Origin of the sequence: Achromobacter sp., assembly GCF_049647645.1 — a bacterium.
Classification (GTDB): Bacteria; Pseudomonadota; Gammaproteobacteria; order Burkholderiales; family Burkholderiaceae_B; genus Achromobacter.
Window position 1 is genome coordinate 24,882 of sequence record NZ_JBARYB010000268.1, and the last position, 6,803, is coordinate 31,684.

Here is a 6,803-nt window from a genome sequence, read left to right on the forward strand (position 1 = left end):
TAACCCTCATGCTTCTGACCCTGCTTGGCTTCGGCATGGTGATCACGTTCATGACGCTGATCATGACCAAGCGCCTGTCGCCGTTGGTGGCGCTGATCCTTGTCCCCATTATTTTCGCCCTGTTGGGCGGATTCGGATCGGGCATCGACAAGATGATGCTGGACGGCATCCGCAAGATCGCGCCTACCGGCGTGATGCTGATGTTCGCCATCCTGTACTTCGGCGTCATGATCGACGCCGGTCTGTTCGATCCCATCGTGGGCCGCATCCTGCGCGCGGTGAAGGGCGATCCGCTGAAGATCGTGGTGGGCACGACCGTGCTGGCGCTGGTGATCTCGCTGGATGGCGACGGTTCGACCACCTACATGATCGTGGTGGCGTCGATGCTGCCGCTGTACCGCCGCCTGAAGATGAACGCGCTGTCCATGACCTGTCTGGCGATGCTGGCCAGCGGCGTCATGAATCTGACGCCCTGGGGCGGCCCGACAGCGCGCGCCGCCAGTGCGCTGCACGTGGACGCGGGCGACATCTTCGTGCCGCTGGTGCCGGTGATGGGCGTGGCCATCGTGTCCATCCTGGTGCTGGCCTTCTTCCTGGGCCTGCACGAACGCCGCCGCCTGGGCGTGCTGTCGCTGCCGGACGGCGCCTCGCTGCACGCCGGCTACGACGAGGACGGTCCCAAGAACCTGCCCGAGATCGAGGTCGACCAGGACCTGCGCCGCCCCAAGCTGCTGTGGGTCAATGCCGGCCTGACGCTGGCGCTGATGGTGAGCCTGGTGCTGGGCGTGCTGCCGCTGCCGGTGCTGTTCATGATCGCCTTCGCGATCGCGCTGGTCATCAACTATCCGGACCTGGCCGAACAGCGCCGCCGCGTCGCGCAGCACGCGGGCAATGTGCTGTCGGTGGTGTCGCTGATTTTCGCTGCGGGGATCTTCACCGGCATCCTGTCGGGCACCGGCATGGTCGAGGCCATGTCGCGCAGCCTGCTGGCCGTGATTCCGGATGCCATGGGCCCGTACCTGGCCGGCATCACGGCGCTGGTCAGCCTGCCTTTCACCTTCTTCATGTCCAACGACGCCTTCTACTTCGGCGTGCTGCCCATCCTGAGCGAGGCGGCCCAGGGCTATGGCATTTCGCCCGTCGAGATGGCGCGCGCCTCCTTGATCGGCCAGCCCGTGCACCTGCTGAGCCCGCTGGTGCCGTCGACCTACCTGCTGGTCGGCCTGGCCGGCGTGGACTTCGGCGACCACCAGCGCTACGCGCTGAAGTGGGCCACGATGGTCTGCATGGTGATGCTGGCCGCGGCGCTGGCGTTCGGCCTGTTCCCGCTGGTCGGCCAGATGGCCTGACCGGCGGCGCGATACCGTCTTTTCAAAAGGGGAAGTACATGGCTTTGCGCATTGCTTACGTCACCAGCGGAATGGGCCACACGGGCACCGCGATCTGCCAGGCGCTGCACAACGCGGGACACCGCGTGGTGGCGGGCTGCGGGCCGCGCTCCTCGCGCAAGGACCATTGGCTGAAGGAACAGAAGTCGCTGGGCTACGACTTCATCGCGTCCGAGGGCGACGCCACGGATTGGGCCTCGACCGAGGCGGCCTTCGCCAAGGTGCGGCGCGAAGTCGGCGAGATCGACGTGCTGGTAAACAATGCCGGCGCCATGCTGGACATGCGGTTCCGCCAGATGAGCCACGCGGACTGGTCGGCAGTGTTGCGCAGCAATCTGGACACGCTGTTCAACACCACCAAACAGGTCGTGGACAGCATGGCCGACCGCGGCTGGGGCCGCATCATCAACATCGGCTCGGTAGCCGCGGAGAAAGGCCAGATTGGCCAGATCAACTACGCCACCGCCAAGGGTGCGGTCATCGGCTTTACCCGCTCGCTGGCCCAGGAAGTCGCGGCGCGCGGCGTGACCGTCAATCTGGCGTCGCCGGGCTTCATCGCCGACGACACCGTGAAGGCGTTCCCGCCGGCCTTGCTGGACCGCATCGTCGAAAGCGTGCCGGTGGGCCGCCTGGGCACCGCCAAGGATCTGGCGGGCCTGTGCGCCTGGCTGGCGTCGGATGAAGCGGCGTTCGTGACGGGGGCGAATTACGCGATCAATGGCGGCGTGTATATGAGTTGAGGGTCGCGCCTCAATTCGCCAGCTTCACCGCGCCGCTATCGATCAGCTTCTGCCACTTGGCGCTGTCCGCCTGGATGAACGACTGCAATTCATCCCGTGAGCCGCCGCCGGCGATCATGCCGGCGTTTTCCAGGGCGGCCTTGAACTCCGGCGTGGCGACGGCCGCGCGTAGCGCCGTGTTGACCTGGTCGAGCTGCGCGGCCGGGATGTCCTTGCTGGCCGCGACCGAGAACCATTGGGTGGCGGCGTAGCCCTTGAAGCCGGTTTCTTCCACCGTGGGTACATCGGGCAGGCTGTCCAGGCGATAGGGCGTGGTGACGGCGTAGGCCTTGAGCACGCCGGCCTTGATCTGCGGCATGACCGGCGCAGAGCCCAGGATGGCCAGCGGGATCTGGCCGCCGGCCACGTCCGCCACGGCCTGGCCGCCGCCCTTGTATGGCACGTGCACGATGCGGGTGCCGGCGTACTGGTTGAGCAGTTCGCCGGCCAGGTTTTGGGAGGTGCCGTTGCCGGAGCTGCCGTAGCTCCAGGCCTCGGGCCGCTGGCGGGCGTCCGCCAGCACGTCCTGCAAGGACGGCTTGGCGTCCTTGGCGGGGCCGACGATGACCATGGGGCCCTGGGCCATCAGGATCACGGGCGCCAGTTCGCGGCCGATTTCGGGCTGGGACGTGGGATAGATCAGCGGACCGGGCACGGTCAGCAGGTAGCCGTCGCTGGCCTTGCTGCGCGCCACCAGCTGCAGCGCGATGGCGCCTGCCGCGCCGGGGCGGTTTTCCACGATGACGTTCAGGCCGCTGCGCCGCGCCAGTTCCTGGGCGGCGATGCGGGTCAGCACGTCGGCGGTGCCGCCCGGCACGAAACCGATCACCCAGGTAATCTGCTTGCCGGGCCATTCCAGCTTGGCGTCCGCCGCGCTGGCGGTGGCGGTCAGCGCGGCGCCCAGCAGCAGCGCGCAGCAGCGGATAGCGAATTTCATGTTTTCCCCTTTGATGTTCTTTTGCTCAGGCCGCCGCGCGTTTCAGCTCGGGTCCGGCTTGCCGGGCGGCGTATTCGGATGCGCGGCGCAGGACTGGTTGAAGGACTGCACCATTTTCAGGATAGGACCCAGCACCCAGGTATTGAAGATGAGGATGTCGCTTTCTTCCTTGGGATCCTGCTTCAGGTTGAACAGGTACGGCGACTCCAGTTTGCCCTTGCCTTCGTTGACCTCCGGTTCCCAGTAGAAATGCAGCTTCCAGTCGCGCCATTTGACCGCGCGCAGGTCGTTCTTGATATAGAACAGGAAGCCCTCGCGCGCTGAAGTCGGGCTGACGCCGGTGAAGAAGTCGGTCTGGTCGATGCCGTCGATGGGCCGGTCCTGCGGAATGGCCGCGCCGCCGATGCGCGACAGCGTGGTGTACAAGTCGGTGACGTGCACGATCTCGTTGGAGACCTGGCCAGGCTGCACCTTGCCCGGCCAGCGGATCATGAAGGGCACGCGCAGGCTGCCTTCCATGGCCGTGTGGTAGGTGCCGGTCCAGGGGCCTGCGGTGCCGCGGTAGGGCTTGCGGAATTCAGGACCGTTGTCGCTGCAGAAGATGAACACGGTGTCGTCGCGCAGTTGCAGCTCGTCCACCGCCCGCACGATCTGGCCGACACGGTGGTCCATTTCCACCATGGAGTCGGCGAAGTCGCCGGCGCCGGTGCGCCCCGCGAAGTCCGGGTGCGGCAGGGTGGGAAAGTGCAGGTGCACCAGCGGCAGGTACAGGAAGAAGGGACGGCTGGCTTCGGCGTGCTTGCGCATGAAGCCAATGGAGCGCTCGACCAGTTCGGCGTCGATGCCGCGACGGGTCTCCAGGTCGTAGACCTTGATGTTTTCCGAAGGGGCGCCGGCCTGGCCCTGCATGATGTGCGGGATATCGGCGACCGCGGGATCGAAGCCGATGGACGAGGTGAACTGGCTTTCGTCGGTGGTGCGCGGAATGCCGTACCACTCGTCAAAGCCGCGATCGGACGGATAGCGTCCGGGGATGTCGCCCAGATGCCATTTGCCATAGTGCGCGGTGGCGTAGCCCTGGCCCGACAATTGCTGGGCCAGCGTGATTTCGTCGCGCGCCAGTCCTTGCGGCAGGCCCGGAGGCACGGATTGCAGGCAACCGGTGCGGATGGGGTGGCGGCCGCTCATCAGCGCCGAACGCGTGGGCACGCAGTCGCTTTCCACATTGAAGTTCTGCAGCAGCAGCCCTTCGGCAGCCAGCTGGTCGATGTTGGGGGTGGGCGCGCCGCGCAGCGCGCCGCCGCCGTAGCAGCCCAGTTCCCCCCATCCCAGGTTGTCGGCCACGATCAATACGATGTTGGGCTTCTTGTCCACGCGCTGCGTCTCCTGTCGGTCCTCGGGTTTATCCAGGGATTCTAGGAGCGCAGGCTCGGCTTAATATTCCTGAAGCTGAGTCTATGCATAACCATTGATTATGAATCTGTCGCTGCGTGACATCGAATATTTCCTGGCCGTGGTGGAGCACGGCAACCTGGACCGCGCCGCCGCCGCCTGCGGTGTCAGCCAGCCGGCGCTGTCCAAGTCGCTGCAAAGGCTGGAAGCCGACACCGGGCTGGGCCTGCTGGACCGCGGCGGGCGCGGGCTGCGCCTGACTTCGGCGGGCCTGGCGTTCCGCGAGCATGCGCAGCGGCTGTGGGCGGAATACCGCGACGCCGTGCGCAACGCGATGGAGCTGCGCCTGGGCGAGGCCGGGCTGCTGCGCATCGGCGCCACCGGCGCCACCGTGGACAGCGTGGTGATGCCCGCGCTGCGCCGCCTGCTGCCGCGCCGGCCGGCGCTGCGGGTGCAGCTGACGCAAGGGCAGTCGGACGACCTCAACGAGCAGGTCGCGGGAGGCAAGCTGGACCTGGCGGTGACGCCGATCTATGCCGACGTGCCAGGCACGCTGAACCAGGAGCCGATCCGGGAGGATGGCTTGTGCGTGGCCGCCAGCCGCAAGCACCCTCTGGCCGCGCGGCGCAAGCTGGCGTTGCGCGATCTGACGGGCCAACGCTGGATCCTGCCCATGCCGGGCTCGGTGGCGCGCCATGCGCTGGAAGCCCGCTATGCCGAGGCAGGCCTGGCGCAGCCTGCGGCGGCGCTGGAGGTACAGCATTTTTCCGGGGGCGCGCTGGCGCTGCTGGCGGCCTCGGACCTGTTGGCGCTGATGCCTCAAAGCGCGCTGGGTCCGGACATCGCGGAACTGCCAGTGGCGCTGGGCCGGCCCCTGCGGCGCAGCATGGCACTGGTTACGCGCCACGGCGCCACATGGTCGCCGCTGATGCAGGAGTTCCGTGCGGCGGTGCTTGCGCTAGGCGGATCTAGCGGAATGCGGTCCAGGCCAGGGTCAGCGAGAACAGGCCCAGGATGACGGAGGCGCCGCGCTGCGCTTGCGCCGGATCGATCCAGCGCGCCTTCGCGCTGCCCAGCGAGGCGCCGAACGCCACCCAGGCCAGGCCTATCGGCACCAGCAGCGTGGCGAATAGCGCCATGGCCGCAAGGTATACGGGCAGGCTCCAGAACGCCGTGGGCGGGAAAATCGCGCTGGCAAAGAGTATGCCCTTGGGGTTGAGCAGCGTGGCCGTGAACAGCCTGCGCATGCCGATGACCTGCCGCGCCACCGCGGGCACGGCGCGGGCGGCGCGCCACATGCGCACGGCCAGGCAGGCGATGTAGAAGCTGCTGGCGATGCGCACGCAAGCCGGCAGCCACGGCAGGGATCTTGCGGCCTGCTCAAGAAAACGTCCCCAGAGCGAGATCGACACGACATAGCCGGCCAGCTCGGCCGCCGTCAGCCGCGCCGACCGGATGAAGCCCTGGCGCAGGCCGGCCGCGGCCAGCAGGGTATTGGTCGGGCCTGGCATGGCCAGGATGACGGTGACTCCGAAGGCGAACAATCCTGCGGCGGCAAGGTTAAACATGGACGGAACAGGCGGCGTTGAGCATGGCGGCGGGTAGTGTAGCGGCCCGCCAGACCAATTGGCGGCAAACCCCGGGCATGCCCCGGTCGCATCCAGGCTCACACCGCTTGCGGAAAGCCTCCGTAGGGCGCCCACCCCGATCCCGCGATCACGCCGCCGTCGCATGGGATGGTGGCGCCCGTGACCACCGCGGCCGCGGGCGACAGCAGGAAGAACACGACTTCCGCGATTTCGCGCGGTTGCATCAGGCGGCCCAACGGCGTGGCGTTCAGTATCGGGGTCATGTCGCGCTCCCCCTGCCGCTCCTTGGGCCTGAGGAAGGGCGTGTCGGTCCAGCCCGGCGCGATGGCGTTGACGCGCACCCCGCGCCGAGCCCAGTGCACGGCAAGGGCTTCGGTCAGGTTCACGACCGCCGCCTTGGCCGGGCCGTAGGCCAGCACCGGCCCGGGACGGAACGACAGCACGGACGCCACGTTGACGACGGCCCCGCAGCCGCGCGCGGCCATGGCGCTGCCGAATACGCGGCAGGACGTGTAGGTGCCCTTCAGGTGGGAATCCACCACCCGCTCCCAGGCGTCGACGGGATAGTCCTCGATGGCGGTGGGAACCTGGGCGATGCCGGCGCAGTTCACCAGCCCCGTGACCGGAGGCAGCAGGGCGGCCAGCTGTTCCTCCGCGGCTCGCAGCCCGGCCTCGTCCAGCACGTCGCCCGGGGCCGCCACGGCGCGCGGGCCCAACT

7 protein-coding genes are annotated in these 6,803 nt (G+C 67.8%); 3 read left to right on the plus strand and 4 right to left on the minus strand.

All coding sequences use genetic code 11. The annotated features are described in order from the left end of the window. Positions 1-8: 8 nt before the first annotated feature. Entirely contained in the window at positions 9-1,349 is a 1,341-nt protein-coding gene (locus WBB14_RS30830; protein ID WP_424243138.1) for a CitMHS family transporter, read from the plus strand. 38 nt (positions 1,350-1,387) lie between these two features. Continuing rightward, complete coding sequence (locus WBB14_RS30835; protein WP_424243139.1) at positions 1,388-2,128, plus strand: SDR family oxidoreductase; 741 nt, start codon at positions 1,388-1,390, stop codon at positions 2,126-2,128. A 10-nt stretch (positions 2,129-2,138) separates the two neighbouring features. Here the strand turns inward: WBB14_RS30835 and WBB14_RS30840 are convergent, their stop codons facing one another. Together WBB14_RS30840 and WBB14_RS30845 are read right to left on the minus strand one after the other, a co-directional pair. Then, positions 2,139-3,104 carry a tripartite tricarboxylate transporter substrate binding protein gene (locus WBB14_RS30840; protein ID WP_424243140.1) on the minus strand — a complete coding sequence of 322 codons (966 nt, stop codon included), beginning with the start codon at positions 3,102-3,104 and terminating at the stop codon, positions 2,139-2,141. Positions 3,105-3,146: 42 nt separating this feature from the next. Continuing rightward, positions 3,147-4,478 carry an arylsulfatase gene (locus tag WBB14_RS30845; protein WP_424243141.1) on the minus strand — a complete coding sequence of 444 codons (1,332 nt, stop codon included), beginning with the start codon at positions 4,476-4,478 and terminating at the stop codon, positions 3,147-3,149. A 100-nt stretch (positions 4,479-4,578) separates the two neighbouring features. Here WBB14_RS30845 and WBB14_RS30850 point away from each other — a divergent pair, with 100 nt between their 5' ends. After that, on the plus strand, positions 4,579-5,514 hold the full coding sequence (locus tag WBB14_RS30850) for a LysR family transcriptional regulator (protein ID WP_424243142.1): 936 nt from the start codon (positions 4,579-4,581) through the stop codon (positions 5,512-5,514). Here WBB14_RS30850 and WBB14_RS30855 read toward each other — a convergent pair. Then, positions 5,465-6,064 carry a LysE family translocator gene (locus WBB14_RS30855; RefSeq protein ID WP_424243143.1) on the minus strand — a complete coding sequence of 200 codons (600 nt, stop codon included), beginning with the start codon at positions 6,062-6,064 and terminating at the stop codon, positions 5,465-5,467. The genes WBB14_RS30850 and WBB14_RS30855 overlap by 50 nt on opposite strands. Positions 6,065-6,162: 98 nt before the next feature. After that, positions 6,163-6,803: SDR family NAD(P)-dependent oxidoreductase (locus WBB14_RS30860; RefSeq protein WP_424243144.1), on the minus strand; the 641-nt coding region annotated here is incomplete at its 5' end.

Excerpts from the sequence above, each read along its gene's own strand:
- WBB14_RS30830 (WP_424243138.1), top strand. The coding sequence starts at position 9 with ATGCTTCTGACCCTGCTTGGCTTCGGCATGGTGATCACGTTCATGACG.
- WBB14_RS30835 (WP_424243139.1), top strand. The coding sequence starts at position 1,388 with ATGGCTTTGCGCATTGCTTACGTCACCAGCGGAATGGGCCACACGGGC.
- WBB14_RS30840 (WP_424243140.1), bottom strand. The coding sequence starts at position 3,104 with ATGAAATTCGCTATCCGCTGCTGCGCGCTGCTGCTGGGCGCCGCGCTG.
- WBB14_RS30850 (WP_424243142.1), top strand. The coding sequence starts at position 4,579 with ATGAATCTGTCGCTGCGTGACATCGAATATTTCCTGGCCGTGGTGGAG.
- WBB14_RS30855 (WP_424243143.1), bottom strand. The coding sequence starts at position 6,064 with ATGTTTAACCTTGCCGCCGCAGGATTGTTCGCCTTCGGAGTCACCGTC.